The sequence below is a fragment of the Achromobacter veterisilvae genome (assembly GCF_900496975.1).
Taxonomy (GTDB): domain Bacteria; phylum Pseudomonadota; class Gammaproteobacteria; order Burkholderiales; family Burkholderiaceae_B; genus Achromobacter; species Achromobacter veterisilvae.
The window spans coordinates 150,138-176,776 of the sequence record NZ_UFQC01000013.1 but is presented as its reverse complement, the minus strand read 5'-3'; the positions used below and the strand labels follow the sequence as shown (position 1 = coordinate 176,776).

20 protein-coding genes are annotated in these 26,639 nt (G+C 67.7%); 2 read left to right on the top strand and 18 right to left on the bottom strand.

Translation table 11 applies throughout. The annotated features are described in order from the left end of the window. The first annotated feature begins 5 nt into the window (after window positions 1-5). Window positions 6-1,757 carry a DUF342 domain-containing protein gene (locus tag AVE30378_RS14615; protein WP_129241595.1) on the top strand — a complete coding sequence of 584 codons (1,752 nt, stop codon included), beginning with the start codon at window positions 6-8 and terminating at the stop codon, window positions 1,755-1,757. Window positions 1,758-1,771: 14 nt separating this feature from the next. Here AVE30378_RS14615 and AVE30378_RS14610 read toward each other — a convergent pair whose 3' ends face one another. The 6 genes from AVE30378_RS14610 to AVE30378_RS14585 are packed head-to-tail and all read right to left on the bottom strand — an operon-like array spanning window position 1,772 to window position 7,534. Beyond that, complete coding sequence (locus AVE30378_RS14610) at window positions 1,772-2,578, bottom strand: SDR family oxidoreductase (protein ID WP_129241594.1); 807 nt, start codon at window positions 2,576-2,578, stop codon at window positions 1,772-1,774. Window positions 2,579-2,591: 13 nt separating this feature from the next. Further along, window positions 2,592-3,203, bottom strand: a complete 612-nt coding sequence (locus AVE30378_RS14605; RefSeq protein ID WP_129241593.1) for a cysteine hydrolase family protein — start codon at window positions 3,201-3,203, stop codon at window positions 2,592-2,594. Beyond that, the gene (locus AVE30378_RS14600; protein ID WP_129241592.1) at window positions 3,200-3,733 is read right to left on the bottom strand and encodes an aromatic-ring-hydroxylating dioxygenase subunit beta; all 534 of its coding nucleotides are present in this window, start codon (window positions 3,731-3,733) and stop codon (window positions 3,200-3,202) included. Before AVE30378_RS14600 ends, AVE30378_RS14605 begins: the two co-directional genes overlap by 4 nt. Continuing rightward, on the bottom strand, window positions 3,724-5,073 hold the full coding sequence (locus AVE30378_RS14595) for an aromatic ring-hydroxylating dioxygenase subunit alpha (protein ID WP_129241591.1): 1,350 nt from the start codon (window positions 5,071-5,073) through the stop codon (window positions 3,724-3,726). The genes AVE30378_RS14600 and AVE30378_RS14595 overlap by 10 nt, the downstream gene beginning before the upstream one ends. Window positions 5,074-5,082: 9 nt before the next feature. Next, entirely contained in the window at window positions 5,083-6,327 is a 1,245-nt protein-coding gene (locus AVE30378_RS14590; protein WP_129241590.1) for a dienelactone hydrolase family protein, read from the bottom strand. A gap of 28 nt (window positions 6,328-6,355) precedes the next feature. Further along, complete coding sequence (locus tag AVE30378_RS14585; protein WP_129241589.1) at window positions 6,356-7,534, bottom strand: ABC transporter substrate-binding protein; 1,179 nt, start codon at window positions 7,532-7,534, stop codon at window positions 6,356-6,358. Window positions 7,535-7,702: 168 nt separating this feature from the next. Here AVE30378_RS14585 and AVE30378_RS14580 point away from each other — a divergent pair, with 168 nt between their 5' ends. Further along, window positions 7,703-8,689: an AraC family transcriptional regulator gene (locus AVE30378_RS14580; protein WP_129241588.1), complete on the top strand. Its 987-nt coding sequence runs from the start codon at window positions 7,703-7,705 to the stop codon at window positions 8,687-8,689. Window positions 8,690-10,987: 2,298 nt separating this feature from the next. Here AVE30378_RS14580 and AVE30378_RS14575 read toward each other — a convergent pair. From AVE30378_RS14575 to siaA, 12 genes are all read right to left on the bottom strand, one after another. Beyond that, a complete protein-coding gene (locus tag AVE30378_RS14575) occupies window positions 10,988-11,395 on the bottom strand; it encodes a RidA family protein (protein WP_129241587.1) in 408 nt (135 codons plus the stop codon). A 50-nt stretch (window positions 11,396-11,445) separates the two neighbouring features. Further along, the gene (locus tag AVE30378_RS14570; protein ID WP_129241586.1) at window positions 11,446-11,871 is read right to left on the bottom strand and encodes an acyl-CoA thioesterase; all 426 of its coding nucleotides are present in this window, start codon (window positions 11,869-11,871) and stop codon (window positions 11,446-11,448) included. Between the two features lie 20 nt (window positions 11,872-11,891). Further along, complete coding sequence (locus AVE30378_RS14565) at window positions 11,892-13,532, bottom strand: AMP-binding protein (RefSeq protein ID WP_129241585.1); 1,641 nt, start codon at window positions 13,530-13,532, stop codon at window positions 11,892-11,894. Window positions 13,533-13,592: 60 nt separating this feature from the next. Further along, on the bottom strand, window positions 13,593-14,762 hold the full coding sequence (locus AVE30378_RS14560) for an acyl-CoA dehydrogenase family protein (protein WP_129241584.1): 1,170 nt from the start codon (window positions 14,760-14,762) through the stop codon (window positions 13,593-13,595). A 2-nt stretch (window positions 14,763-14,764) separates the two neighbouring features. Beyond that, window positions 14,765-15,622: an enoyl-CoA hydratase family protein gene (locus tag AVE30378_RS14555; RefSeq protein WP_129241583.1), complete on the bottom strand. Its 858-nt coding sequence runs from the start codon at window positions 15,620-15,622 to the stop codon at window positions 14,765-14,767. Between the two features lie 44 nt (window positions 15,623-15,666). Continuing rightward, window positions 15,667-16,458 carry an SDR family NAD(P)-dependent oxidoreductase gene (locus AVE30378_RS14550; protein WP_129241582.1) on the bottom strand — a complete coding sequence of 264 codons (792 nt, stop codon included), beginning with the start codon at window positions 16,456-16,458 and terminating at the stop codon, window positions 15,667-15,669. Continuing rightward, a complete protein-coding gene (locus AVE30378_RS14545) occupies window positions 16,455-18,806 on the bottom strand; it encodes a bifunctional salicylyl-CoA 5-hydroxylase/oxidoreductase (RefSeq protein WP_129241581.1) in 2,352 nt (783 codons plus the stop codon). Before AVE30378_RS14545 ends, AVE30378_RS14550 begins: the two co-directional genes overlap by 4 nt. 1,405 nt (window positions 18,807-20,211) lie before the next feature. Further along, a complete protein-coding gene (locus AVE30378_RS14540; RefSeq protein WP_244235049.1) occupies window positions 20,212-22,788 on the bottom strand; it encodes a sensor domain-containing protein in 2,577 nt (858 codons plus the stop codon). Between the two features lie 52 nt (window positions 22,789-22,840). Further along, entirely contained in the window at window positions 22,841-23,638 is a 798-nt protein-coding gene (gene siaD, locus AVE30378_RS14535; protein ID WP_129241579.1) for a biofilm regulation diguanylate cyclase SiaD, read from the bottom strand. Beyond that, complete coding sequence (siaC, locus tag AVE30378_RS14530; RefSeq protein ID WP_129241578.1) at window positions 23,635-24,012, bottom strand: biofilm regulation phosphoprotein SiaC; 378 nt, start codon at window positions 24,010-24,012, stop codon at window positions 23,635-23,637. The genes siaD and siaC overlap by 4 nt, the downstream gene beginning before the upstream one ends. Window positions 24,013-24,049: 37 nt before the next feature. Beyond that, entirely contained in the window at window positions 24,050-24,589 is a 540-nt protein-coding gene (gene siaB / locus AVE30378_RS14525; RefSeq protein ID WP_129241577.1) for a biofilm regulation protein kinase SiaB, read from the bottom strand. Window positions 24,590-24,611: 22 nt separating this feature from the next. Next, window positions 24,612-26,600, bottom strand: a complete 1,989-nt coding sequence (siaA, locus tag AVE30378_RS14520) for a biofilm regulation protein phosphatase SiaA (protein ID WP_208742393.1) — start codon at window positions 26,598-26,600, stop codon at window positions 24,612-24,614. Window positions 26,601-26,639 lie beyond the last annotated feature (39 nt).

Genomic DNA, 26,639 nt, shown 5'->3' with positions numbered 1-26,639 from the left:
CTGAGATGGACACAACAAACAAGCTCCAGCTAACGCTGGATGCCAGTACCCGGGTCCTGACGGCAAGCTACACGCCGCCGCCTCAGCCCGACCCAACGGTCGAGCCGGCCGAGCCCGCCCTTCCCGGCCCGGTGGCAGGCGACGATGCGGCCGTCGATGGCGATAACGCCGGCACCGCGCCCGCCGACCCGGCCGCCGAAGCGCCCCCCTTCAATCCCGACCTGCCCACCTGGGACACGCTGGCCGCCGCCGCGGTCGCCCAGGGCTGGAACGCCGATGCGCTGGACAGCCAGGCCGTCCTGGCCTTCATCGGGCAATGCCGCAACGCGCTGGAAACCGTCTCGGGGCCGGTCGGCATGGTCGTCGACGGCAGCTTCGAAGTGGAGCTGGGCGCCGACCGCATGTCGGCCCTGCTGACGCTGCATCCGCCCAAGGGCGGCAGGCCCGTCGCGCTGGCGGACGTGCGCCAGACGCTGGCCGACCAGGGCATCGTCCACGGCGTGCTGGAACGCGAGCTGGCCGAGGCCGTCGAAAAGGGCAGCCGTGACACCGTGCTGGTCGCCCAGGGCACGCCGCCCACCCGCGGCACCCCCACCCGCTTCGAAAGCCTGCTGGACCGCCTGAAACCGCGCGGCGAGGACATCGACGAACTGGCCCAGGTGGACTACCGCGACCTCGGCAACCTGCTCCTGGTATCGCCCGGCACGCCGCTGATGCGCCGCGTGCCGCCGCTGCCCGGCGTGGACGGCGCCGACGTGCTGGGCACGCCCGTCCTGCCCGAGGAACTGCCCGATACGCCGTTCGCCAAGGAACTGGCGGGCGTGGAGATCGATCCCGAAGACCCGCTGCTGCTGCGCGCCGCCATCGCGGGCACGCCCACCCTGGTCAGCCATGGCGTGCAGGTGAACCCCATGGTGGAGGTGGACGCCGTCAACCTGTCCACCGGCAACATCAATTTCGAAGGATCGCTGCAGGTGCGCGGCGACATCAGCGCCACCATGGAAGTCCGCGTGACCGGCGACGTGGTCGTCAACGGCACGATGGAGGCCGCGCTGGTGGAAGCCGGCGGCAGCGTCACGGTCAAGGGCGGCATCATCGGCACGGCCGAAGCGCTGCAGGATGCCGCCGCCGCCGCGCGCACCGCCCGCGTCGTCTGTGGCGGGGCGCTGCGCGCCAGGTTCATCGCCAACGCGATCGTCAGCGCCGGCAAGGACGTGGAGGTGGAACGCGAGATCCGCCAATGCAACATCGCCGCCGGCGGCAGCATCAATGTCGGCCCGCCCAATACGCAGCAAAGCGCCATCGCCGGCGGACAGGTCCGCGCCCTCCAGGCAGTGCGCGCCGGCACCATCGGCGCCGCGTCCGGCATCCCGACGCTGGTGCAGGCCGGCCTGGACCCGCACGCCGACATCAAGCGTTCGGCGCTGACGCGCAAGCGCCAGACGATGAACGAGGAAAAGGCCAAGCTGGAAAAGCTGCTGGCCTTCCTGCAGGCCAACCCGCAGCGCGCCCCCGGCGACGTGGCCGAACGCGCGCGCAATACCTACGCCAAGTTCAGCCACGAACTGCTGGAACTGGACGCGGAAGAAGCCCAGTTGACGCGCGAACTCCAGCCCCTGCAGACCGCCACCATCGCGGCCTCCAAACGCTTTTGCAGCGGCGTGACGATTCAGCTCGGCAACAAGATGCAGGAATTCCTGGAAGACCAGATCGGCGGCAAGGCCTGCCTGGACGACGGGCAGATCGTCATCCGCTGACGCCGCCGCCGGCGCTACGGCGCCAGTTCCTTGAACCAGGCCCGCGGCGAAACGCCGCGGTCGGGCCCCAGGATCGAAAAGCCGCCGTCCACCGGAATGTCCACGCCCGTCATCCACGACGCCGCGTCGGAACAGGCGAAACACACCGCGGCGGCGATCTCTTCGCCCGAGCCGACCCGCCCCAGCGGATGGAAATGCGCCCCCACGGCGTCCGCGACCTCGCGCGACCCGCCCGACAATTGCTCGACCGACGGCGACCAGGTCCACGCGGGCGACACCGCCAGCACCCGCAAGCCCGCCGGTGCCAGTTCCACCGCGAAGTTCTTGGTGATCTGCAAGAGCGCCGCCTTGGACGCCGGATACAGCGCCCGCCCGGCCGCGCCGAACTTGCCCCCGGTGCTGCCCAGGTTCACCACCACCCCGCCGCGCGGCAGCAACGGCGCCGCCAACTGCGTGAAGATGGCCGCCGACACCAGGTTGGTGTCCAGCGTGCGGTGCCATTCCTCGCGGGACGAGGCCAGCCCGCGGTCGGCGTACTGGCAGGCGTTGTTGACCAGGATGTCCAGCCGCCCGAAACGCGCCAGGGCGGCGTCGATGCAGCGTTGTATCTGGCTGTCCTGCCCGATGTCCGTCTCGCAATACAGGGCCCGGCCCTGCAAGTCCCGTTCCAGCGCCCGCCCCGCTTCGGCGTTGCGCCCGACCAGCACCACGTTGGCGCCGGCCGCCGCCAGCCCGCGCGCGATGTCCGCGCCCAGCCCCTGGGTGCTGCCGGTCACGATGGCCGTCTTGCCCGCCACGCCCGGAAAACCTGAGAAATCCATGAGCCGTCCTTGTTCAATCGGGCGCCGCCGCCCAGCGCAGCGCCTGCGCCACCGGGCCGGTCCGCGCGATCAGGCGCATGCTGGCCAGCGAGGCCTCGTGCACCGCCGGGTCCGCCGAAGCGCAGGCATCCTGCGCCACCATCACGTCGAAACCGATATCGGCGGCATGGCGCACCGTGCCCTCGACCACCGAATGCGTGGCGACCCCGGCCACCACCAGCCGGCGCGCGCCCAGCACCCGCAGGGTTTCTTCCAGCGGCGTGCCATAGAAGGCGCTGATGCGCGTGTGCTTCACCACGAATTCGCGCTTGCTGCCGGACAGCGGCTGCAAGCCCTCGTAGAAGGCGCTGCCCCACTGCCCCTCGGCCACCGCGCCGATCGAGGCCACGTTGCGGAAGATGTCGCAATTGGCCAGCAGGTCGGCGTAGTCCGGACGGAAGGCGATGCGCACGTGCACGATGGGCAGCCCTGCGGCCCGCGCCCCCGTCAGCAGCGCGGAGGCGCGCTCCAGCAGGCGCTTCCGCGCCGTCCCGTCCGCGTCCAGCCCGACTCGGATCTTGCCGTCGGGATGCAGCACGTCGTTCTGATAGTGCAGCGCCAGCACCGCGGCATCCGGCGCCGTCACACGAACCCCTCGAACACGTCGTGCACGTCGTCGCAATTGACCAGGTCCACCCGTTTCATGCGGATGCGCCAGCCCTCGCCCTCGGCGGCCAGCTTGTGGGTATAGCGGCCGGCCAGTTGGCGCGGCTGGCGCTTGCGCCATTCCGTCATCTGGAAGACGGAATGCACCACCAGGTTGCCGCCGGCGTCCACGCCCTCGACCTGCACGCCGCCCACCAGCCGCGCGCTGCGCGTGGGCGGCTGCTGCGACCAGTTGCGCGGATGCTCCAGGCGCCGGATGCGCACGTCGCGCAGCATGCGGTCCTCCCAGAACAGCGAGATATGGTCGTAGGGGCTCTGCTGGCCGGGCGCGCGCGGCATCCAGTACATGCCGTCGGCCGTCCACAGCGCCTGCCAGTCGGCATAGCGCCGTTCATCCAGCAGGCGGGCCTCGCGGTACAGGAACTGCGCGATGCGGTGATAGGCGTCGGCCGGCACCTCGGCGGGCGACAGGCCGCCGGTCGAGACGTCGAAATCGAGATCTAGCAGCATGCGCGGTCTCCGGTGGCGGCGGCCACGCCCGTCGGGGCGGCGCCGGCTTCCATATAGGTCTTCCAGGCGTGGAACTGGTTGCGCATCGGCAGTTCGCTGGTGCCGTTCAGGGACACCATGCCGTCGGCGTCGCTGCGGTCGCTGCCGTGGTAGCGGTGCATGCTGACCCAGTCGCCGCCGCGCGTGGCGTTGCCTTCCTGGCAGCGGTTGTAGAGTTCGATGTCGTCCGGCATGACGTTGGACGAGGGCGAATTGATGACGTTGGCATACAGCATGGCCCGCTTGAACACGCCGTCCGGCGCGCCCTTGCAGCGGAACGTCTGGATCTCGATCATCGTCCGGTCCACCGCGATGGGACGGATCACGCGGAACTGCTGGAACACGGTGTGGGGCGAGCCGCTGCCGTAGATGACGGTGTTGTGCCGGTTCATGCCCAGGATCTCGCGGGCGCGCGTTTCGCCATAGGCGGCGGCCAGCGTTTCGAAGTGCGCGCGCGACACCGGATCGCGCTCGGCCGCGCCCGGATTGAAGATGCCCTCCATGTAGCCGTGGCCGTTGGCGTAGGCGCGCAGCTCCAGTTTTTCCCAGAACTCGTAGGGTTCGCCGTTGCCGTCCATGATGTGGAGTTCCAGCGGCATCTCGCCGAGTTCCCTGGCCTCGTCGCGGGCCGCCGCGTACGACGATTCGTGCGTGACGCGGGCGTGCATGGTGTCGTGCAGGTTCTCGTAGAAGACCTTCCAGTTCGACCGCTGCATGACGCGAAAGACGCCGCCCGCCACTTCCACCTCGCCCACCGGCGAGCGGTCGCAGAGATTGTCGATGGACGAGCGCACGCCGCCCAGGAATTCCTCCAGCCCCTGCCCTTGCGCCGACTGGCTGGCGAACACGAAGCCGCGGTAGCTTTCCACGCGCGGCAACCGCCGCATCGAGAACGACGGATCGGCGGGGTCGTAGGAGGTGCCTTCCAGACCCTGCTTGAGCGGCACGCCCAGATGGCTGCCGTCCAGCTTGAACGTCCAGGCATGGTAGGGGCAGCGGAAGAACTTGCCGGCGCAGCCCTCGCCGTCGGCCACCACCTTCGCGCCCTTGTGGGGGCAGCGGTTGTACAGCACGTGCACGCGGCCGTCGGCGGCGCGCACCATCAGCACGTCCTGGTCGCCCAGCCGGGTGGTGTGGTAGTCGCCGGTCCTGGGCACCTGGCTTTCATGGCCCACGTAGACCCAGGCGCGGCCGTAGATCCGCTGCATCTCCAGATCGAAGATGGCGGGATCGGTATAGACGCCGCGATGCACGCTGTCGCCGCGCACCATGGCGGCCAGTTGCGCTTCGGTATATGCCATGGCCGCCTCCTATTTGCCTTCGCTGTCTTTCCAGCGCGCCATCAGCGTGTTGGACGGCAAGGTCTCGTCCAGCAGCTTCGCCGCGGTTTCGCGGCCCGCCACCGGCAGCCCCTCGGGGTCCAGCAGGCCCACCTGCACCAGCACGCTGGCCTGATCCCAATAGATGTGTTCGTGGTAGAGCTTGTCGCCGCGGAACTTCACGATGGCGATCAGCGGGATCTCCACCGGGCGACCGGTGGGCGCGACGCCGGGCAGCATCCAGTCGATCTCGGTGGTATGCGTGAAGCAGAACAGGATTTCATCCACGATCTGCGTGGCGCCCACCGTGCGCGACAAGGGCACCAGGCGCGTATCGGGCGGGTTGCCGTTGACGAAATGGTGCTGGTAGAAGCGGCTGAGTTCCTTGTGGCCCACGCCCCCGGTCATGGTGGGGATATGGTTCACATAGGGCTCGGCCACCATGGTGGCCATCGTGGCCGCCACGTCGCGCGTGCCGAACTCGTATTCGCAGTGCTTGTCCCACAGGTACGAATAGTCGAACTCCGGCCCGATGGCGCGCTGCAGCGCGGCCATGCTGCGCTGGTGCGCCATCAGCGCCGAGGGCTTGTCGTAGTGGTCGCCGCCCGTGCGCGCGAACGCGTGGTCCACGCCCGGGTAGACGTAGAGTTCCACGCCGGGCTTGCCGCCCAGCGCCTTGAGGATGCGCTCGCGCGCTTCCGGCGGACAGAATCCGTCCTGCTCGGCGATGTGCAGCACCAGCCGGCCGCGCAGCCCGGCGGCTTCGTCCAGGCTGTCTTCGATGCCCACGCCGTAGTAGCCCACCGCCACGTCCACGTCGGTGCGGCAGGCGGCCAGGTAGGCCAGCTTGCCGCCCAGGCAATAGCCCAGCACGCCCACCCCACCCTGCTGTTCGGGCAGCTCCCGCAGCGCGGACACGGCCGACGCGATGTCGCGCAGGCCCAGTTCCACGTCGAAGCCCTTGTAGAGTTCGAAGGCGCGCGGCATGTCGGCGGGGCCATCCGTCAACTGGATGCCCGGCTGCTGGCGCCAGAACAGGTCGGGCACCAGCACCACGTAGCCCTCCTCGGCCAGCAGTTGCGCGGCGCGGCGCATAAAGCCGTTCACGCCGAAGATTTCCTGGCACAGCACGAGGCCCGGTCCCTGTCCGGACGCCGGCACCGCCAGATAGGCGCCGAAGGATTTGCCGTCGTGCGCGGCGACCGTCACGTCGCGCGTCGTAATGCTGGGGGTCATGCGTGTCTCCTGGTTGCGGGCATGCGCCCTACTTCATCCGGCAGGAAGCGGCGAACGGGTCCTGGTACTGGGTCAGCACCGTGCCCGACAGCTTGTTGGACAGCTTGCCCCCCGCGCCCGCCTGGACGATGCGCAGGTAGTAGTTCTGCACCGGATACTGATTGCCGTTGAACTTGAAGTCGCCCCGCACGGACTTGAAATCCGCGCGCCTCAGGGCGGGCCGCAGCGCGTCCGCGCCCAGCTTGCCGCCGGTCTGGCGCACCGCGCTGTCCAGCAGCATGGCGGCGTCGTAGCCCTGCGACGCGTACAGCGTGGGACTGCGCTTGTAGGCCTTGGTGAAATCCTCGACGAACTTGCGGTTGGCCGGGTTGTCCAGGTCGGCGGCCCATTGCGACGTGTTGCGCAGGCCTTCGATGGGCGCGCCGACGGCGGCGATCGTGTCCTCGTCGCCCGAGAAGCCCGGCGCCAGCAGCGCGATTTCCTTGGCCAGGCCCGCGCCGTTGAATTGCTTGATGAAGTTCACGCCCATGCCGCCCGGCAGGAAGAAGAACACCGCGTCGGGCTTGCTGGCGCGCAGCCGCGTGATCTCGACGCCGTAGTCCAGTTGGCCGAGCTGGGTATAGATCTCCTCGGACAGTCCGCCCTTGTAGAGCCGCTTGAAGCCGTTGAGCGATTCGCGGCCGCCGGGGTAGTCGGGTGCGATCAGCGCCACGCGCTTGTAGCCCTGGTCGGCGGCGTACTTGCCCATCGCGGCCGGGATGTCCTCGTTCTGCCAGGCGACCGCGAAGAAATTGGGATTACAGCCCGCGCCGGCGTAGTTTTCCGGTCCGGTATTGGTGCTCAGGTAAATGGTCCCCGATTGCAGGATGGCGGGCATGACGGGCAGCAGCACGTTCGAAAACACGATGCCGGTCATGACGTCCACGCGGTCGCGCCTGAGCAGGCGCTCCACCGCCTGGCGGCCGGTGTCCGCCTTCTGCTGGTCGTCCGCCACCACCACCTCGGCCGGCAGCCCGCCGAGCTTGCCGCCCGTATGTTGCAGCGCCAGATTGAAGCCGTCGCGGATTTCGTTGCCCAGCGCCGCCCCGGGCCCGGACAGCGTGGTCAGCAGGCCGACCTTGATCTTGTCGGCCGCCGACGCGTTCGCCACGGTCGCCATGCAGGCCAGCGCCGCCAGCGCGCGCCGGCCCCATAGGTTTCGATTCATGAGCCGCCCCGTCCATGTAGTGTGCGCATGGCCCTAGATTAGGCCGGCGGGGCCGGCCGCTCTATCCGATTACGCGCAGTCTTATCCGGGATTCACTTAATTCCAAGCGCCGACCGTTTAAATTACCCTGGCCTGAGATACGGGAGGGTTCCCGTCCCGGAGGCATGCATGCATGGCTGGTCACGACTCACGCTGGCGCCCCTGCTGAAACGGCGCGTCTTCAGCTCCACCCAGCAGGACGAAACGCGGACGCTCGTCTCCGAAGCCCTGAAAGAGCATCGCCTGACCTGGAAGGGCGGCCGCGTGGACGCGGAGCTGAACCGGGCCCGCTTCGGCTCGCTGACGGTCTGTACTTTGCGCTACGGCGCCGAAGTCCACATCGAACCCGACAGGCTGCAGGATTTCATGCTGGTGCAGGTGCCCCTGCGCGGCAGGGCCTGTATCGAATGCGGCGGCGACCGGGTCGACGCCGATCCCGACTGCGCCGCCGTCATCGCCCCCAACCGCCCGCTGCGGCTGCACTGGGAAGCCGGCTGTGAACAGCTACTGCTGAAGATCCCGCGCGGCAAGATCGAGGCCATCGGCCAGCGCGCCTTCGGCGAGACCGCCGCCGGCCCGCTGGACTTCAGCCCCGCGCTGCGCCTGGACACCCCCGTCGGCGCCGCGTGGTGCAGCATGATGGCAAGCCTGATCCACCTGCTGCCCACGCTGGACGACGGCGCCCCGCGCCCTCCCGCCGCCTGGCTGGAACACCTGGAAGACACGCTGGTGCTGCACCTGCTCTACAACCAGCCCAACAGTTGGCGGTCGCGCGCGGGCCTGGCTCCCGCCGTCCCGCGCCGCCTCGCGCAGGCCGAGTCCTACATGCGCGAGCACCTGTCCGCCCCCCTGACCCTGATCGACATCGCCCGCCATGCCGGCGCCAGCGCCAGCGCCCTGACGCGGCTGTTCCAGGAACACCGCGACACCACCCCCATGAACGCCCTGCGGGCGCTGCGGCTGGATACGGCAAGGCAGAAGCTGAAGGCCGGCGCCGGCGCCAGCGTGACCGAGGTCGCGCTGGGCGTGGGGTTCGGGCATCTGGGTCGGTTCTCGGAGTACTACCGGGAACGCTTCGGAGAACTGCCGCGCGAGACGCGGCGCGTGGCGGAGTGAATGGCGGGTGTCGGGATGCCACGGGGGTCTTCCCGGCCGCAGGTGTCAGACACCCGTACGGCAAGGCGTTGCGGGCTTGAAGCAATGCATCCGGGTGTCTGACACCCATCGCGGCGAGAGCGTCTTCTTGCGGTTGGTGTCAGACACCCGGCAACACCTCTTCAAGCCGTGCCGTTATCTCATATGGGTGTCTGACACCTGGCATAGGACAGCGCGCCGCGTCATCGCCGGATGCCGCAGGAGTCTCCCCGGCCGCAGGTGTCAGACACCCGTACGGCAAGGCGTTGCAGGCTTGAAGCAATGCATCGGGGTGTCTGACACCAATCGCGGCAAGAGCGTCTTCTCGCGGTTGGTGTCAGACACCCGGCAACACCTCTTCAAGCCGTGCCGTCATCTCGTATGGGTGTCTGACACCTGGCATGGGACAGCGCGCAGCGTCATCGCCGGATGCCGCGGGAGTCTCCCCGGCCGCAGGTGTCAGACACCCGTACGGCAAGGCGTTGCGGGCCTGAAGCAATGCATCGGGGTGTCTGACACCCATCGTGGCGAGAGCGTCTTCTCGCGGTTGGTGTCAGACACCCGGCAACACCTCTTCAAGCCGTGCCTTTATCTCGTATGGGTGTCTGACACCTGGCATGGAACAGCGCGCAGCGTCATCGCCGGATGCCGCGGGAGTCTCCCCGGCCGCAGGTGTCAGACACCCGTACGGCAAGGCGTTGCGGGCCTGAAGCAATGCATCGGGGTGTCTGACACCCATCGTGGCGAGAGCGTCTTCTCGCGGTTGGTGTCAGACACCCGGCAACACCTCTTCAAGCCGTGCCTTTATCTCGTATGGGTGTCTGACACCTGGCATGGAACAGCGCGCAGCGTCATCGCCGGATGCCGCGGGAGTCTCCCCGGCCGCAGGTGTCAGACACCCGTACGGCAAGGCGTTGCGGGCTTGAAGCAATGCATCCGGGTGTCTGACACCAATCGTGGCAAGAGCGTCTTCTCGCGGTTGGTGTCAGACACCCGGCAACACCTCTTCAAGTCGTACCGTCATCTCGTATGGGTGTCTGACACCTGGCATAGGACAGCGCGCCGCGTCATCGCCGGATGCCGCAGGAGTCTCCCCCGCCGCAGGTGTCAGACACCCGTACAGCAAGGCGTTGCGGGCTTGAAGCAATGCATCCGGGTGTCTGACACCAATCGTGGCAAGAGCGTCTTCTCGCGGTTGGTGTCAGACACCCGGCAACACCTCTTCAAGTCGTACCGTCATCTCGTATGGGTGTCTGACACCTGGCATAGGACAGCGCGCCGCGTCATCGCCGGATGCCGCAGGAGTCTCCCCCGCCGCAGGTGTCAGACACCCGTACAGCAAGGCGTTGCGGGCTTGAAGCAATGCATCCGGGTGTCTGACACCAATCGTGGCAAGAGCGTCTTCTCGCGGTTGGTGTCAGACACCCGGCAACACCTCTTCAAGCCGTGCCGTTATCTCGTATGGGTGTCTGACACCTGGCATATCTCCCCCCAACAGCGCGCAGCGTCATCATCAACCGCAAGACGCCGCGTAAGCCCCACGAGGCCGCCCGCGCGGCCGGCATGGGGCGGGCAACGCAAGATCTTCCCACCTCCTCCCCACCCGCGGCGAGAACCCTAAGCACACCGCCTGCCCCCGCTGACGTCAAGTTTCAAGCACCCGAGCCCGTTGCGTCGGGGGCCTGGGGTGCGCGGGGAGTCGATAAGCCCGAGGGAGTCAGACACCCGTACAGCAAGGCGTTGCGGGCTTGAAGCAATGCATCCGGGTGTCTGACACCAATCGTGGCAAGAGCGTCTTCTCGCGGTTGGTGTCAGACACCCGGCAACACCTCTTCAAGCCGTGCCGTTATCTCGTATGGGTGTCTGACACCTGGCATATCTCCCCCCAACAGCGCGCAGCGTCATCATCAACCGCAAGACGCCGCGTAAGCCCCACGAGGCCGCCCGCGCGGCCGGCATGGGGCGGGCATCGCAAGATCTTCCACCACCTCCCCACCCGCGGCAAGAACCCTAAGCACACCGCCCGTCCCAGCGAACGTCAGATTGCAACTGAAAGAGCCCGTCGCGTCGAGGGCCTGGGGTGCGCGGGGAGTCGATAAGCCCGAGGGAATCCGAAGGAGTCGCCGAAGGCGAGGACGAGGATGACAAGGGGGCAGGCCGGAGCGAAGGCTCCGGACCGCAATCGTTGACCCGCGCGCCCCAGGCCCCCGGCGCGACGGGCGTCTCAAGAAACCCGACGCAGGTACAAAATGGCCATCCTTGCAACGCAAGAAGCCGCGATCACCGCGCCGGCACCACCGCCGTGACTTCAATCTCCACCTTGGCCCGGTCCTCGACCAGATCCGCCACTTCCACCGCCGTCATCGCGGGGAAATGCCGGCCGATGTACTCGCGGTAGTGCTTGCCGATGGCGGGGTACGCCGCCACGTATTCTGCCTTGTCGGTCACATACCAGGTCATCCGGACGATATGTTCTGGCCTGGCTCCCCCTTCCGCCAGAATCGCAACGATATTCGCCAGCGTCTGGCGCACCTGCTCGGCCAGGTCGTCCGTCTCGAACTCCTGCTGGCCATTCCACCCCACCTGCCCGCCCACGAAAACGAGCTTGCTGCCCACCTCCATCTCGGTGAGCACGCCATTCGAATAGCCCCGAGGCGCCATCCAATCCGGCGGTTGCAGAATCTTCATAACGTCATCCTATTTTCAAGAAAAACAAACTACAGGGCGATCCCCGCCGCTCAGGCCGCGGGAACCAAATAAGCCTGCATGCGTTCCCGCAGATCCGCAGGCAGCGGCATGGACTTCATCGTCCGCAAATCCACCGTCACGATCGTCAGCGTCGCCGACAGGCGCAACTGCCCGTCCGGCCCTTCGAACTTCACCAGCACCTTGAACGACGCGCCGCCGATGCGCTGCACCTCCAGCACCTGGCGCAAGCGTTCGTGCCAGCGGCTGGGCGCGCTGAAATCGCACTGCACCGACGCCGTCGGCGTACCGATATGCCGCTCCACGTGCAATGCGTGGAACGGCAGCCCCATGCCCTTGTCGAACCACTCCTCGACGAAGTCGTTGATCATCTCGAAGTAGCGGGGATAGAAGACGATGCCCGCCGGGTCGCAATGGCGGAAACGGACTTCGACCTGGCTGATGAAGGGAGCTGCCATGGGGATTCCTTATTGCCTGTTCATGCCATCTTGCGCAGCGCGAAGCGCTGCAGCTTGCCGGTTTCGGTGCGCGGCAGCGCCTCCACGAACTCGATGGCGCGAGGGTACTTGTAGGGCGCGATGCTGGCCTTGACGAACTGCTGCAGGGCGGCGGCCAGTTCGCTGCCGGCCTCGTAGCCCGGCTTGAGCACCACGAAGGCCTTCACCACCTGGCCGCGCTCGTCGTCGGGCGCGCCGACCACGCCGCATTCGGCCACGGCTTCGTGGCGCAGCAAGGCGTCCTCGACTTCCGGGCCTGCAATGTTGTAGCCCGAGGAAACGATCATGTCGTCGTTGCGCGCCTGATAGAACAGATAGCCGTCGTCATCCTGCAGGAAGGTGTCTCCGGGGAGATTCCAGCCGTCCTGCACGAAGCGGCGCTGGCGCTCGTCGGCCAGGTAGCGGCAGCCGGTGGGGCCCTTGATGGCCAGCCGGCCCACCGTGCCGTTGGGCACCGGCTTCATCTCGTCGTCCACGATCCGGGCGATGTAGCCCGGCACCACGCGGCCGATCGCGCCGCGGCGCACCGATTCGGGCGGGCTGGACACGAATACGTGGATCATTTCCGTGCCGCCGATGCCGTCGATCATCTCGATACCGGAGGCCTGCTTCCAGAGCTGGCGCGTGGCGTCGGGCAAGGCCTCGCCGGCGGACACGCTCTTTTTCAGCGAGGAAATATCGAACTTGCCGACCAGGGCGGCCATCTGCCGGTAGAAGGTCGGCGCCGTGAAAACGATGGTGGCGCGGAAATCCTGGATCAGTTCCAGCAGGCTTTCCGGCGACAGCTTTTCGGCCAGCACCGTGCTGGCGCCCACCCGCAGCGGAAAGCACAGCAGGCCGCCCAGGCCGAAAGTGAAGGCCAGCGGCGGCGTGCCGCAGAAGATATCGTCCGGCCCGGGCTGGATGACGTGCTTGGGGAACAGGTCGCACATCGCCAGCACGTCGCGGTGGAAATGCATGCAGCCCTTGGGCGCGCCCGTGGTGCCGCTGGTGAAGGCGATCAGGCAGACGTCGTCGGCGGCCGTGTCGCAGGCGTCAAAGGCGTCGGGCTTGGCCGCGGCCAGCGCGTCCAGCGCCTCGGGCGCCGCGTCGTTGAAATACATGACCTTAGACAGCGCGGGGCAATGGTGTTCGTGGCCGGGCTGCACGCAGAAATCCGCCTCTTCCCGCAGGCGGATGTCGCACAGCACCGCCTGGACCTGCGCCTTGTCGATGATCTGCTTGAGTTCCTTGGCCCGCAGCAGCGGCATCGTGGGCACGGTGACCAGGCCCGCCTTGACCGCGGCCAGCCAGGACGCGGCCATCATGGGATTGTTCGGCCCGCGCAGCAGCAGGCGGTTGCCGGGCACGAGGCCCATGTCCTCGGTCAGCACGTGGGCGATGCGGTTGCTCAGCGCGGCCAGCTCGCGGTAGGTCATCGCGGCGGGCTTGCCGTCCTGGCGCCAGCGCAGCGCGGGGCGGTCGCCATGGCCGCGCTCGACCATGGCGTCCACCAGTTCTACGGCGCAATTGAAGCGCTTGGGATAGGCCACGTCGGGGCCGTCGAGCAGGAACTCTGGCCATTGTTCGCCCGGGGGCAGATTGTCCCGGGCGAAAGTGTCGATGTGGGCGGATGCTTCCATGGAATTCCCCTTGGCTATGCGGTGTTGTTGCTGGCCTGGGCGCGGCGCTCGGTGGCTGCCTTACGCCTTCAGCAGTTCACGGGCGATGATCAACTTCTGCACTTCGGTGGCGCCTTCGTAGATACGCAGCGCTCTGATTTCCCTGTAGAGCTTCTCCACCGGCATCCCCGACACCACGCCCGCGCCGCCGAACATCTGCAGCGCGCGGTCGATCACGGTCTGCGCCGATTCCGTGGCCGTCATCTTGGCCATTGCCGCTTCGCGCGTGGTGCGCAGCTTCTGCACGTCGCGCATCCACGCGGCGCGGTACGTCAGCAGCGCCGAGGCGTCGATGGCGGTCGCCATGTCGCCCAGCGCGGCCTGCGTCAGTTGCAGGTCGGCCAGGGTCTGGCCGAACATGCGGCGCGACTTGGCGCGCGCCAGCCCCTCGTCCAGCGCCCGGCGCGCGAAACCCAGCGCGGCGGCCGCCACCGAGGCGCGGAAAATGTCCAGCGTCATCATGGCCAGCTTGAACCCCTGGCCCGCGTCGCCCAGGCGGTGCGACACCGGGATGCGGCAGTTGTCGAAGGTGATCGTGGCCAGCGGATGCGGCGCGATCAGGTCGATGCGTTCGCTGACTTCGAATCCGGGCGTGCCGGCGTCCACCACGAAGGCGCTGATTCCGCGCGCGCCGGGAGCTTCGCCGGTGCGCGCGAACACGCAATAGAAGTCCGCGATGCCGCCGTTGGAGATCCAGGTCTTGGCCCCGTTGAGCACGTAGTGGTCGCCGTCCAGCGCGGCCTCGCACGACAGCGCGGCCACGTCCGACCCCGCGTCCGGCTCGGACAGCGCGAAGGCGGCGATCGCGTCCCCGCTGGCCACGCGCGGCAGGTAGCGCTGGCGCAGCTCGTCGGAGCCCATCAGCGAAATGGCGCCGCTGCCCAGCCCCTGCATGGCGAAGGCGAAATCCGCCAGCCCTTCATGGCGGGCGAAGGTCTCGCGCAGGATGCAGACGGAACGGGAATCCACCTCGGGCAACGCGCCGCCCCAGGCGCCGCCGGGGCCGCCCGCGACCGCGTAGCGCAGCCAGCCGGCCTGGCCCATGGCCTTCACCAGTTTCTTGCAGGCCGCGTCGGCGTCGTGATGATCGACCTCGCCCAGCGATTGCCCGCACCAGGCGTCGACGTCATGCGCCAGCTTGCGGTGCGCGTCTTCGAAAAAAGGCCAGTCCAGCCAGCTTGCGTCGCGCATCGTCAGTTCCCCTCGAAGACCGGCTTCTGTTTGGCCACGAAGGCTTCGTAGGCGCGATGGAAATCGCGCGTCTGCATGCAGATGGCCTGGGCCTCGGCTTCGGCTTCGATGGCCTCGTCCACGCCCATGTTCCATTCCTGGTGCAGCAGTTTCTTCGTGACGCCATGGGCGAAGGTCGGGCCCGCGGCCAACTGCGCGGCCAGCTTGTTGGCGGCGTCGGCCAGCGCCTCGGACTCGTGCAGGGCGTTGAAGAAGCCCCAGTCGGCGCCCTCTTCCGCCGTCATGGCGCGGCCCGTGTACAGCAATTCGGATGCGCGGCCCTGCCCGATCATGCGCGGCAGCAGCGTGCAGGCGCCCATGTCGGCGCCGGCCAGACCCACCCGCGTGAACAGGAAGGCGGTGCGCGCCGCCGGCGTGCCCAGGCGCAGGTCCGAGGCCAGCGCGACCATGGCGCCGGCGCCGGCGCAGACGCCGTCGACCGCGGCCACGATGGGCTGCGGGCAGGCGCGCATGGCCTTGACCAGGTCGCCCGTCATGCGCGTGAAGTCCAGCAGTTCGGGCATGGACATCCTGGTCAGGGGGCCGATGATTTCGTGCACGTCGCCGCCGGAGCAGAAATTGCCGCCCGCGCCCGTCACCACCACGACCTTGATGTCGGTGGCGTACACCAGCGAACGGAACAGGTCGCGCAGCTCGGCGTAGGAGTCGAACGTCAGCGGGTTCTTGCGTTCCGGACGATTCAGCGTGACCGTGCCGATCTTGCCGTCGGCCGACACCTGCCACAGGAACGTCTTCGCCTGGTAGCCGGCGAACGGACGCTTGTGGTGCTTCATGGTGTGCTCTTCGGGCTGGGTGCTCATGGTGTCTCCATTCGTGGATCTTCAGGGTGGGTGGAGCGCCGGCCTCAGCCGGTCATCACTTCGCCGCCGTCGACGGCGATGGCCTGGCCGTTGACCGAGGCCGAGGCCGGCAGCGCCAGCCAGGCGACCGTCTCGGCCACTTCCTCGGGCTGCACCAGGCGGCCTTGCGGGTTGCGTTCGGCCAGCTTGGCGCGGGCGGCTTCCGCGGTCATGCCGGTCTTGTCGACGATGTTCGAGACCGCGCCGCGCACGATGTCGGTTTCGGTGTAGCCGGGGCAGACGGCATTGACCGTCACGCCCTTCTGCGCGGTCTCCAGCGCCAGCGACCGGGTCAACCCGACCACGCCGTGCTTGGCCGCGCAATAGGCGCTGACGTAGCCGTAGCCGACCAGGCCGGCGGTGCTGGCCACGTTGATGACTCGCCCCCATTTTTCCTTCAGCATGCCGGGCAAGGCCGCCTGGATGCAGTGGAACGTGCCGGTCAGGTTGACTGCGATCATGGAGTTCCACAAGGCGGAGTCCGTGCGGTCGAAGCGTTCGCTGACCGCCTGGCCGGCATTGTTCACCAGCACCAGCACCGGCCCGAACTCCGCTTCGGCCTGAGCGAAGGCGGCCCGCACCGAGGCCTCGTCCGCGATGTCGGCGCTGACGGCCTGCACCTGGCCCAGGCGAGCCAGGCTGTCGGCCGCGGCATCCAGGGCCGCGCCGTCGCGGCCCAGCAGCGTGACGCGGGCGCCGCGCTGCAACAGCGCCCGGGCGCAGGCCAGCCCGATGCCGCGGGCGCCGCCCGTCACCAGGGCGTGGCGCCCGGCCAGGGGGAGCGGGGTTGCGTTCATTTGATGTCCAGTTGCGCCATGGCGGCGGCGCGTTCGAAGTTGGTTTCCAGTTGGCGCTTGCCGGCGAAGTACTGGCTCGGCCACGTTACGTCACGGTAGCCCACCCGCGCCGCTTCGCGTAGCGTCCAGGAGGCGTCGGCCAAATGGGGACGCGCCAGGGCGCAGAGGTCCGCGCGGCCCGAGGCGATGATGCCGTTGGCGTGGTCGGCCTCGAAGATGGCGCCCACCGCGATGGTGGGGATGCCGGCCTCGTTGCGCACGCGGTCCGCGAACGGGGTCTGGAACATGCGGCCGTAGACCGGCTTTTCTTCCTTGCTGACCTGGCCGGACGAGCAGTCGATCATGTCGGCGCCGGCCGCCTTGAAATGGCGCGCGATTTCCACCGCGTCGTCGGCCGTGATGCCGCCTTCGACCCAGTCGCTGGCGGAGATCCGCACCGACATGGGCTTGTTCTCGGGCCACACGGCGCGCACGGCGCGGAATACCTCCAGCGGGAAGCGCAGGCGGTTTTCCAGGCTGCCGCCGTATTCGTCGGTACGGTGGTTGGTCAGGGGCGAAATGAAGCTGGACAGCAGGTAGCCGTGGGCGCAGTGCAGCTCCAGCCAGTCGAAACCGGCCTGCCCGACACGGCGCGCCGCGGCGACGAAGTTGTCGCGCACCTCGTCCATGTCGGCGCGCGTCATGGCGCGCGGCGTCTGCGACACGCCCTCGATGTACGGCAGGGCGGACGCCGAGACCAGCGGCCAGTTGCCTTCGGCCAGCGGATGGTCGATCTTCTGCCAGCCCAGTTGCGTGGAGCCCTTGCGGCCGGCGTGGCCCAACTGTATGCCGATGCGGGCGTCGCTGTTGCCGTGCACGAAATCGACGATGCGGGTGAAGGCCTGGCGTTGCTCGTCGTTCCACATGCCGGGGCAGCCCGGGGTGATGCGGCCGTCCGGCGACACGCAGGTCATTTCCACCATGACCAGGCCGGCGCCGCCCATGGCGCGGGCGCCCAGGTGCACCAGGTGGAAGTCGCCCGGCACGCCGTCGGCGCAGGAATACATGGCCATCGGCGACACCAGGATGCGGTTCTTCAGCCGCACGCCGCGCACCGTGTAGGGCGTCAGCATGGGCAGCGCCGGACGCTCGCCCGGCGCCGGGGCGGCGCCCGCGTGCTCGGCGATCCAGCGCTCGAAGCCTTCCAGCCAGGCGGGGTCGCGCAGCCGCAGGTTCTCGTGCGAGATGCGCTGCGAGCGGGTCAGGAGCGAATAGGCGAACTGCTCGGGCTCCAGGTCGGCGTAGCGCGCCACGTTCTCGAACCATTCGGTGGAGTTGCGGGCGGCGTTCTGGATCTTCAGCACTTCCACGCTGCGCACTTCCTCGTAGTGCTTGAGGCCGTGCTCCACGCTGCCTTCCGCGCCGCTCAGGCAGCGCGCCAGCTCGATCGCGTCCTCCAGGGCCAGCTTGGTGCCGGAGCCGATGGAGAAGTGGGCGGTGTGGGCGGCGTCGCCCATCAGCACGACCGGCACGCGGCGCTGGCCGCGCGCGGTTTCCAGCGTGTTCCAGTGGACCCAGGTGTTGCAGATGACGCGCGGGAAGCGGATCCAGATGGCCGAGCCGCGCAGGTGCGACGCGTTGCTGATCAACGCATTGCCGTCGAGCCACGGCGCGAACAGTTTTTCGCAGTAGGCGATGCCCTCCTCCTGGCTCATCTGTTCGATGCCGGCGGCCTGCCAGGTTTCCTCGGGCGTTTCCACGATGAACGTGGACATGCCGTTTTCGTAGCGATAGGCATGCGCCTGGAACCAGCCGTGTTCGGTCTGGACGAAGGCGAAGGTGAAGGCGTCGAACACTTTCTTGGTGCCCAGCCAGACGAAGCGGCAGCGGCGCTGGTCGATGTCGGGATGGAAGGTGTCGGCGTAGCGGGTGCGGATCTGGCTGTTGATGCCGTCCGAAGCGATGACCAGGTCGGCGTCGTATTCGCGGGCGATGGCCTGGTCGTCCTGGACGAAGTTCTCGAACACCAGTTTGACGCCCACTTCCTCGCAGCGCGCCTGCAGGATGTTCAGGAGCTTCTTGCGGCCGATGCCGATGAAGCCATGGCCGCTGCTGCGCATGCTGCGGCCCTTGAAGTGGATGTCGATGTCGTCCCAGTGGTTGAAGGCGTCGCCGATGGTCTGGGCGGAAACGGGATCGGCGTCGCGCAGGTTCTGCATGGTGGCGTCGGAGAACACCACGCCCCAGCCGAAGGTGTCGTACGGGCGGTTGCGCTCGATCACGGTGACTTCGTTGCCAGGGTTCTGCAGTTTCATGAGCAGACCGAAATACAGGCCGGCGGGGCCGCCGCCGATGCAGGCTATTTTCATTGCCGTATACGCTCCGTGGTACGCGACAACCGCTCGATGTTCCGGGAGCTGGGGGCCGCAGAGATTTAAACCTTGATAGTTTAGGCTTGAAATATATACCTGACAGGGGAGGGTTGCAAATGGGGAAAGTATCTAGATCGGTTTGGGTTTTAAATGGGGACGAACTTGGATTGATTGTTGTTGGGGGGGAGGGTTCTTGTGCCGCCCGTCCGGCGCTCTCTGCTGATGTGAGAGCGCCGGGTGTCTCAAGCGAGCCAGGTGTCAGACACCCATACGAGATGACGGCGGGCGCTGACGCAATCTTCCCGGGTGTCTGACACCGACGAAGATCCCATTGCCCGCGGTTGGTGTCAGACACCCGGCAACACCTCTTCAAGCCGTGCCGTCATCTCGTATGGGTGTCTGACACCTGGCATCAAGGAGTCGCCGAAGGCGAGAACGAGGATAACGAAGGGGGGCCGGAGCGAAGGCTCCGGACCGCAATCGTTGACCCGCGCGCGCCAGGCTCCCGACGGAGCGACGGGTGCCTCAAGGGAGCCGGGTGTCTAGAGTGCCAGGTGTCAGACACCCATACGGGATGACGGCGGACGCTGACGCAATCTTCCCGGGTGTCTGACACCGACCAAGATCCCATTGCCCGCGGTTGGTGTCAGACACCCGGCAACACCTCTTCAAGCCGTGCCGTCATCTCGTACGGGTGTCTGACACCTGGCATCAAGGAGTCGCCGAAGGCGAGGACGAGGATGACGAAGGGGGGGCCGGAGCGAAGGCTCCGGATCGCAATCGTTGACCCGCGCGCCCCAGGCTCCCGACTGAGCGCCGGGTGCCTCAAGGGAGCCGGGTGTCTAGAGTGCCAGGTGTCAGACACCCGTACGAGATGACGGCGGGCGCTGACGCAATCTTCCCGGGTGTCTGACACTGACCGAGATCCCATTGCCCGCGGTTGGTGTCAGACACCCGGCAACACCTCTTCAAGCCGTGCCGTTATCTCGTATGGGTGTCTGACACCTGGCATATCTCCCCCCAACAGCGCGCAGCGTCATCGCCAACCGCAAGACGCCGCGTAAGCCCCACGAGGCCGCCCGCGCGGCCGGCATGGGGCGGGCATCGCAAGATACTCCACCACCACCTCACCCGCGGCAAGAACCCCAAGCACACCGCCCGCCCCCGCTGACGTCAAGTTTCAAGCACCCGAGCCCGGCGCGTCGGGGGCCTGGGGTGCGCGGGGAGTCGATAAGCCCGAGGGAATCCGAAGGAGTCGCCGAAGGCGAGGACGAGGATGACAAGGGGGCAGTCCGGAGCGAAGGCTCCGGACCGCAATCGTTGACCCGCGCACCCCAGGCCCCCGACGCGACGGGCGTCTTAAAGACTCAACCAGCACAGCCTGCCCGCAAAAACCAAACCCCTACGGCCTCCCCCGTAACCACTCTTCCAGGTCATCCGCCGGCAACGGCGGCGAAAACAGGAACCCCTGCCCGGCCGCGCATCCCTGTTCGATCAGGAACCGGCGCTGCTCTTCGTTCTCCACGCCCTCGGCCACGACCGGCAGGCTCAGGCTCTCGCCGATGCGGATGACGGCGCTGGTCAGCGCTCGGGCCGCGTCGTCGCTTTCCAGCCCCTGGACGAAACTGCGGTCCAGCTTCAGTTCGTCGACGATCAGGCGGCGCAGGTGCCCCAGGCTGGAATAGCCGGTCCCGAAATCGTCCATCGACAGGCGCACGCCCAGCCGGTGCAGCTCGGCGATCGTCCGCAGGGTGCCGGCCGTGGCGTCCAGCACCACGCCTTCGGTGATCTCCAGCATCAGGTCCGCCGGCGCCAGGCCGAACTCCGCGAGGATGGCTTCTATCATCCGGGGCAGGTTCAGGTTGTGGAAGTTCGTCGCCGACAGATTGACCGACACCGACGGCACCCGCAGGCCCTTGCCGCGCCAGACCGCCAATTGCGAACACGCCTCGCGCAGGGCCCAGTCGCCCAGGCCGCCGATCAGCCCGCACTCCTCGGCCAGGGGCACGAAGCGCGCGGGGGAAATGTCGCCCAGGGTCGGATGCCGCCAGCGGGCCAGCGCCTCGACTCCGTACAGGGTGCCGTTCTTCAGGCCGACCTGCGGCTGGTAGTGCAGGCGCAGCGCCTTTGCCTCCAGCGCGTCGCGCAGGGCGGCTTCCAGCGCCAGCCGTTCCTGCGCCTGACGGTTCATCTCGGCGCTGAAGAAAGAAATGCGGTTGCGTCCGGCCGTCTTGGCCTGGTACATCGCCATGTCGGCGTGGCGCAGCAGCGTGTCCATGTCGCGCCCGTTCTCGGGAAACACGCTGATGCCGATGCTGACCGACGGGTTCAGGGTGATGCCGCCCACCGAGAACGGCTGGGCCAACGCCACCAGGACGTGCTCGGCCGCCGCCGTCAGGCGGCCGTGCTCGAAGTCCGGCATCAACATCACGAATTCATCGCCCGACAGGCGGCCCACGATATCGCTCGCCCGCGCCAGCCGGCGCAGGCGCTGGGCCACGTCGCGCAGCAAGGCGTCGCCGATGGGATGGCCCAGGGTGTCGTTGACCTGCTTGAAGCGGTCGAGGTCCAGGAACAGCACCGCCACGCGCTTGCGCTCGGGTTCGGCGCGCGCGATGGCCTGCTCGGCCTGCGCCAGCAGCAGGTTGCGGTTGGGCAGGCCCGTTAGTTCGTCGTAGAAGGCCAGTTGGCGGATGCGGGCGCGGGCCTCTTCGCGTTCCAGCGCCAGGGCGCACAGGTACACGCAGACGTCCACCAGCCGGTGGTGGAAGTCGTCGGGCAGGCGGCGTTCGCGGAAATAGAAGGCGAACGTCCCGATCACCCTGCCGTCGCTGGACTTGATGGGCGAGGACCAGCACGCCTTGATGTCCTCCGGCAGCGGCAGGTCGCGATACCCGTCCCACAGCGGATCGGTGGCGATGTCCGGCACGATGACGGGCCGGCCGAGGAAGGCGGAAGTGCCGCAGGCGCCCACTTGCGGACCGATGGCCGCGCCGTCCAGCGCGTCGGCGTAGGCGGCGGGCAGGCTGGGCGCCGCCAGCGGCCGCAACAGGCCCGCGTCGTCCACGCGCAGCACGCTGGCCGCCACTTCGGGCGCCAGGCGCTCCACTTCGCGGCACACCATGTTCATGACCTCGACCACCGAGGCCTCGTTGACCATGGCCTGCAGCACACGGCGTTGCAGCACCTCGTGCACCTTGGTGGGCGTGATGTCGGTCAGCACGTCCACGATGTTGACCAGCGCGCCGCGGTCGTCGAACACCGAGTTGGCCATCACGGACACCCATAGCGGCCGCCCCGCCCGGTCGTAGACCAGCACGTCCTTGTGATAGCCCTCGCGGCAGGCGATGCGGCGGTCCAGCTCTTCGCGCGTGCCGCCGTCCTGCCTGCCGCCGGCCAGCAGTTCGCCCAGTTCCTGGTCCACCGCGTCGCCGCGGGAGAATCCCAGCATGCGCTGGAAGCCGTCGTTCACGTAGACGACGCGGCCGTCCCGCCCCGACACCGCGACGGCGTTGCCGGTTTCGTTGATGCCCAGGAGCAGGAGGCGGATCTCCTCCTGGCGCTCGGCGTCCGCGATGGAGCGCCGGGAAATGACCGTAATGCGCGCGACCTCGCCGGCTTCGTCGCGTATGGGCAGGTACGTGGCCTCGATCCACAGGAAGCCGCCCGCCTTCGTGCGGTAGCGGCAGGTGCCCGAAAAATGCCCGCCGCCCAGCAGCCGCGCCCAGACCTGTTCGCCGCCGACGATGCCCTTGCCTTCGTCCAGGCTGTCGCACAGCATGTCATGGCGCAGGGCCAGGGCCTCTTCGCGGGAATACTCCACCGCGGCCAGGAAATTTTCATTGGCGTTCGACAGGAAGCCGGCCACGTCGAAGTCGAACAGCAACAACGCCCGATCCATCGACGTCAGGTAATTGCCCGCGCTCCAGGCGGCGCCCTGGGGTCCCGCGGCGGAAAGGCCTGGATGAGAATCAAGCATATGGGGCTCCATGCCGGATGACAGCGGATCCGGTTTCATGATCCGGTTCCATTCAGCGCTTGGGAAAGCCCAGCGCGACACGGTCGCGGCCGTCCTGCTTGGCCAGGTACAGCGCCTGGTCCGCGCGGCTGAGCGTCTCCGAAAAAGTCTCTCCCAACTGGTGATACGCCATGCCTATGCTGACCGTCAGCCTCAGGACCCCGTCGCCCGCGGCGATGGTCAGCGAACGCACGGCGCCGACCAGCCGGTCCATGACGCGCTGCGCCGCCTCGGACTGGGTATTGGGAAGCAGCACCAGGAACTCCTCGCCGCCCCAGCGGCCGCACAGGTCGTATTCGCGCAGGTTCTTGCCCAGCACCCCGGCCAGTTCGACCAGCGCGCGGTCGCCCGTTTCGTGGCCGTAACGGTCGTTGACCGCCTTGAAGTGGTCCACGTCCAGCATGGCCACGACGAAGCTCTCGCCGCCCCGCGAGGCGCGGTGGACCTCCTGCTTGATCATTTCCATCAGCGCGCGGCGGTTCAGCAGCCCGGTCAGCGGATCGCGGTTGGAGGTTTCCAGCAGCGCGACGTTGAGGTCGCGCATCATGCTCTGGTAGTGGTCAGAGATCCGCGCGATGCGGGTCAGCCTGCGAAGCTGCCGGTCGAAGCGGTCGTACAGGCCCAGCTCGCGCTCGTGCGCCATGCTCTGGTAGGCGTCCGACAACTGGGTCACGCGTTCGATGCGCGCCATCTGGTCCGCCGTGTGCCGCCAGAGCGCGTCCAGCGCCTCGCGCAGCGGATGGCCCGCATAGGCAGGGTCCGCCAGCAGCGCGGCGATGCGTTGGTCCAGTTGGGCGGCGTCCGATTTCATTGGCGGCCGACGACCGAGAAGGGAAAGGTGCAGTCTTCCTTGAATTCCTCGGCCAGTTCTCCCACGCGTTCGTTGCGCATGTCGTAGTACCAGGTCACGCTGACCTCGCGGCCCTTGCCGTGCGCCGCCTCCAGCAGATCGAAAATATCCATGACGGACTTGATGCTGCTGGTGTTCAGGTAGAGCAGTTCCAGTTCCAGCCTCAGCGGCGCCGCGCCGCCCAGCAGGTAGGCCTCGACCCACTCGATGACCGGGCCGAACAGTTCGAAGGAATTCTCGGGATAGGAGTCGCCGCGCATCGCCAGCACGCCGGCGGCGGCATCGGCGGCGATGGCGGGCGTGGACTGGGTCCCGGGAATGTTCAGGTCTTTCATCAATTGCTCCGAAAATAGTGCTTGGGTGCGCGCGCCTTCAAATCACGACGCTCAGGCTGAAGAAGGCCTGCCCCGCCCCCGCGGCGGGGGTCAGGCTGGCTTCCAGCGGAGCGCCGGCACGGCGGGCGATGTCGATCAGCCCCAGGCCCGCGCCCGAGGCCACGCCCGGGGTGCGCGGCTTGTGTAGCTGCTGCTTGTATTCGGCCTTCAGCGCGGGCTTGTCCAGCGCCGCCAGTTCCCGGATGCGCGCAACCAGGAGCTGGCCGTCCTCGTCCTTGACCAGGTTGCCCGCCGACACCACGTAGCGGCTGTCGTCGCGGCGGCCGATCACCACGGTGGCCGACGCGTCCACGTCGCCGTTCAGCGCGGCGTACTGGCGGATGTTCTGGATCATTTCGATATAGACCGAGAACACGTCCATGGCTTCCGCCGGCCGGGCATGCTCGGCGTTCAGGTAGTTCTTGAGCGCATTGCCGATTTCCTCGATCAGGCTGCGGGAAATCGGTCCGTTGAAGCACAGCAAAGTGCGATTCTGGTTGAATCGTTCGCCCAGTGCGTAGAGATCGGAGGCATTCATGAGGGTTACGCCCTGATAACGTTTATTCGAAACGGAACGACAGCAAAGTGATGTCGTCACGCTGCGGTCGCCCGCCTTGGTACTCGGCCAGCGCCTGGGTAAAGGCGGTCGCCTGTTCAGTTAACGGCCGGCGCGCGTGCCTCTTGAGCATGCCGGCGAAACGCGTGTTGCCGAAACCGAAGCCATGCTCTCCGCCGGCCTGGTCCAGGAACCCGTCCGTGGCCAGGTAATAGGTCCAGCCGGGTTCCATTTTCAGTTCGACGTTTTCGTACACTTCGGTGCGCTTGTCTCCCAGCGCGCGCCTGCCTCCGGGCACCTCGCGCAGGACCTCGCCGTTGCTTGCATACAGGCTGATCTTGGCGCCGGCGTACAGCAGCCGGCCGGCGTGGCGGTCAATATATACCAGGCCCGCATCCGTGTTGGTGGCCAGCGCCCGGGGCAGTTGCGCGTCCGCGAGCATGGCGCGGATCGCGCTGTCGGTGCGGCCCAGGATGGCCGCCGGGTCGGCCGGCCCGACCTCGGCGATCGCCAGGTCGATCGCGGCGCGGGCCAGCATGGTCATCAGGGCGCCGGGCACGCCGTGGCCGGCGCAGTCCATGATGCCCAGCAGGCAGTTGGCGCCGTCGGAACGGAACACGTAGAAGTCGCCCCCGACCACGTCGCGCGGCTTCCACAGCACGAAATGGTGCGCGCCCAGCGATTGGGTCAACTGGCGGTCCGGCAGGATCGCGCGCTGGATCAGGCTGGCGTAGTCGATGGAATCGTCGATCTTCTTGTGGGCGGCGGCCATGGCGCGGTTGGCGTCCTCCAGCTCGGACGTGCGCTCGCGCACCTTGGTTTCCAGTTCGGCCGTGTGCTGGCGCACCTTGTCGGCCATCACCCCGAAGGCGCGGCTGAGATCGCCGATCTCGTCCTGGCCGCCCGGCGGCAGGCGCACGTCGTAGCTGCCGTCGGCGATGGCCCGCGCCGACTGCTGCAGGCGCCGCAAGGGACGCAGCATCAGCCGCTCGACGGCGTACCCGAAGCACAGCAGCATGGCCGCGAACAGCACCACCAGGCCGATCGCCGCCGGCCAGAGCCAGTCCGTATCCAGCACGCGCGCGGCGCCCAGGTCCACCACGGTCAGCACGTGCCAGTGCAGTTCGGGCATGTAGGCCACGGCGACCAGTTGCCGGATGCCGTCCATCGCCACCCAGGCGGATTGCACCGACTGCGGGTCGGCCTGGGCCGCCTTCATGGCGGCGGCCAGCCCGTCCCGTCCTTCCCCGCCGTCCAGCAGGTTGAACACCCTGCCGCGGCCGCTGTCCGCGCCGCCCGCGCCCGAGTTGTAGGCGATGAGCGTGGGGTCCATGTGCGCCTGGATGGCGCCTTCCTCGTCGACGATGATGGGCGTGACGCCCGGCTGGCCGCTGTTGACGAAGTCGCTCAGGAAGCCGCCCACGTCCAGGGCCGAGCCGGTCAGGCCCAGGACCCGGTCGCCGTCGCGCACCTGGACGTTGATCCAGACCTTCGTGGTCTTCAGCTTCAGGTCAGGATTGACGTTGATGTTGTACTTGGCGGGGGACTTCAGCGTCAGGTAGAACCAGCCGTCGTCGGCGGCGGTCCTGCTCAGCGTGTAGCGCGGCGCCTCGGACAGGGGCTGGTCGTCGTTGAAGTAGTAGTTGCCGGAGGCGGCGCTGGCGATGAAATAGGCCCGGCCCAGCAGGTCCCGGCGGTAGCCGTCGGCTTCGCGGAAGAACAGCTCGCGGGCGGCGGGGTCGCTTTCGTGGCGCAGCCAGCGGCGCGTGACCTCGCTATCGGCCAGCCGCAGGGACAGGGCAAGTTCGCGCGACACCGGCGCCAGGATGCGCTGGCGGTTCAATTGCGTGAAATTGTCGGCGAAGGCCCGCCCGAAGTGTTCCCTGACCCCGTCCAGCACCTGCCATCCGATCAAGGCCGCCGGCGCCAGGGCGACCAGGCACGCCAGCAACAGCGCCATCAATGATTTTCTGCGCAAACCCCATTTCGCCATGCGAAGTCTTCCTGACAACTTGAATAAGATGAGGCATGC